Source organism: Pseudoalteromonas sp. BZK2 (assembly GCF_014349195.1).
GTDB lineage: Bacteria > Pseudomonadota > Gammaproteobacteria > Enterobacterales > Alteromonadaceae > Pseudoalteromonas > Pseudoalteromonas simplex.
Genome location: NZ_JACSOG010000077.1, coordinates 1 through 2,452, shown reverse-complemented (window position 1 = coordinate 2,452; position 2,452 = coordinate 1). Strand labels below are relative to the sequence as shown.

Below are 2,452 nucleotides of genomic sequence, written 5' to 3'. Positions count from 1 at the left end.
AATCTTTAATTAAAGATTACATCTGTAGGCATAAAAATGATTGAACTTTCTAAAGCTGAATTCGAAGTATTAGATGCAGTATGGCTTGGCTACCCAGCCACAGCTAGTGAAGTAATTGCGCGTTTAAGTGACGATAAAGAATGGCACGAAAAAACCATTAAAACGCTACTAAGCCGTTTAGTTAAAAAAGGCGCTCTTAGCTTCGAGAAACAAGGCCGCCAATATAACTACACCCCTTGCATCGCCCGTGAAGAATACACATTAAAAGAAAGCCAAAGCTTTATTGAACGTTTCTTTAATGGCCGTATTGCGCCACTGGTGAGTGGCTTTGCTAAATCAGAGCAACTCTCGCAACATGATATTGATGAGCTGAAAAAGGTCATTGATGATTGGGAAAAACAGCAAAAATAAGGCGTTGTTATGTTAGATGTATTTTTTAATTGGCTGTTAGATCAACAACTTTTGATCTCATCTGCAATTATGTTTTTATTGCTGTTAGAGCGAAAGTTACTAAGCCAGCTATCGGCACGCTTGGTTTATACACTCTGGGCGCTTTTACCAATTAGTTTATTGTTAGCGAACCTACCAGAGCACTTAAAGCCAATTCAAAACGACTTTATCAGTAAGCTGACTATCACGCCAAACACAGCAATAATGCCGCAGTTTACGCTCACTTGGTTTGCTATTTATGGCTTTATTAGTGCCGCACTGCTGATCACTGCCGTATATTTTCATTACCGTTTTCTAGCAAAACTGCAGTTAGCGCCAATTACGCTTGATCATCACAGCAATCAAAGTATGCGCTTATACCAAAGCAACCAAGTGAGCTCACCTATGGTTGTAGGGGTTTTAAATACCAAGCTAGTGCTGCCTACAAACTATCAAAGTCACTACGATAACCATGCTTTAGCGCTTATTTTAGAGCATGAATCAGTGCACATTAAACGCAAAGACAACCTAATTAATGCCATCGCTTTAAGTGCCACTATTTTGTTGTGGTTTAACCCTGTCGCTTGGCTTGGTTATGCAAGTCTGCGCCGTATTCAAGAGCTTTCATGTGATGAGCAAGTACTCAAAAATAAATCAACTGAACAACGAATTTTATACAGTAAGGCATTAGTGCACTGTGCAAGCTTTAGCAGAACAGGCTTAATGGCTTATTCACAATACGGAGATAAAAACACCATGTTACAACGTCTAAACCAAATAAAGCAGATCGACAACAGCTCATTTATCGCAAAAACAGCGTTAGTTATTTTTACAGCGGGCATGCTTAGCAGCTTTGCGATTGCAAAACAGCCGATGTCAGTTGAAAAGACAAAAGACTATCAAGCGGTTATGCGTGTAGAGCCGATATACCCTATTCAAGCTGCAGAGCAAGGTATTAGCGGTTCAGTCGTTTTGAAATACGATATTTTACCAAGCGGCGCCACCAGCAATGTAAGTGTGGTAAGTGCAGAGCCTGAAGGTGTTTTCAATCGAGAAGCGAAAAGAGCCTTAAAAAAATGGCAGTATGCGCCGTCTGAATCCGGCTTTAAAAACGCATTAGTACAACTCGATTTCGCCTTAGACGAAAACTACCAAGCAAAGGATTTAATAGAGAAAATTAAAGTTAGCTCTAAGTAAAAGCAATCACTTAAGACCCTAAAGCAAGCGCCTTATTTAAGCCGCTTGCTTTGTGGTTTTTGACTACTAGCTCTATCGCTAAAGACAAAGAGCAATCATAGCCACAGCACAAACATAGCCAACAAGCCAAACTAATGAACGTAAAATATCCTGGTTTATGTAGTAGAAAATACAATACAACACACGGGCAATAACATGCACAATCGCAAGGGTCTCAGTTACCTGATAGACATTATTGCTACCTATTACGACTGCCAGAGCGACAGCAAAAATAATCAGCGATTCAAAGCTATTTTGATGTGCTGCCAACGCACGAGCACCAAAGCCGGTTAGTTTAGCTTGTTGCTCGCGAGGGTGCTTATTGTCGTAGCCTGCCAACTTATTTTGTGCAAAAGCCACTGGCGCTTTGGCTAAATAGGGTATGAGTACTGCGATGAGTGCGCAGATAATCAGTATGGTCATGATATTTCCTTATTTTTTAACTGTTTTAGCTTACCCTAACGCAAACAAAAAAAAGCCGCTACATATAACAGCAGCGGCCAGCAATAGCATCATTGTCACTATAGTCTAAAGTCAGCATAAAAGCCCTGCGGCATATTGTCACAGCTGAGTTTTTCTCAAGTTGGTCGATAAGCTGATGCTCTAACACTTTGGTTTTGTTACTATATACCCAAGCCTCCTCAAGATGCAGAATTCAGCGTTTCACAGGAGCTTAATATCAAGGCGGTACTTTGCAAGAATGGCAGTCCCTTTTAAGAAGTAACAACGATGAGAGTAAGTGCCTGTGAAGCGCCCAAAGGGTTGGTTTAAAAGCGATTTATACTGC

General features: G+C 40.7%; 3 protein-coding genes. 2 read left to right on the top strand and 1 reads right to left on the bottom strand.

All coding sequences use genetic code 11. The features are described 5' to 3' along the window. The first annotated feature begins 36 nt into the window (after positions 1 to 36). Both BIZ38_RS21595 and BIZ38_RS21590 read left to right on the top strand, forming a co-directional pair. Positions 37 to 411, top strand: a complete 375-nt coding sequence (locus tag BIZ38_RS21595; RefSeq protein ID WP_054554650.1) for a BlaI/MecI/CopY family transcriptional regulator — start codon at positions 37 to 39, stop codon at positions 409 to 411. 9 nt (positions 412 to 420) lie between these two features. Then, complete coding sequence (locus BIZ38_RS21590) at positions 421 to 1,626, top strand: TonB family protein (protein ID WP_187491284.1); 1,206 nt, start codon at positions 421 to 423, stop codon at positions 1,624 to 1,626. 78 nt (positions 1,627 to 1,704) lie between these two features. Here BIZ38_RS21590 and BIZ38_RS21585 read toward each other — a convergent pair whose 3' ends face one another. Next, positions 1,705 to 2,088 carry an MAPEG family protein gene (locus tag BIZ38_RS21585; protein WP_187491283.1) on the bottom strand — a complete coding sequence of 128 codons (384 nt, stop codon included), beginning with the start codon at positions 2,086 to 2,088 and terminating at the stop codon, positions 1,705 to 1,707. Positions 2,089 to 2,452: the final 364 nt, after the last annotated feature.

What these genes read in the sequence shown, in the direction of transcription:
- BIZ38_RS21595 (WP_054554650.1), top strand. Translation starts at nt 37, where the DNA reads ATGATTGAACTTTCTAAAGCTGAATTCGAAGTATTAGATGCAGTATGG.
- BIZ38_RS21590 (WP_187491284.1), top strand. Translation starts at nt 421, where the DNA reads ATGTTAGATGTATTTTTTAATTGGCTGTTAGATCAACAACTTTTGATC.
- BIZ38_RS21585 (WP_187491283.1), bottom strand. Translation starts at nt 2,088, where the DNA reads ATGACCATACTGATTATCTGCGCACTCATCGCAGTACTCATACCCTAT.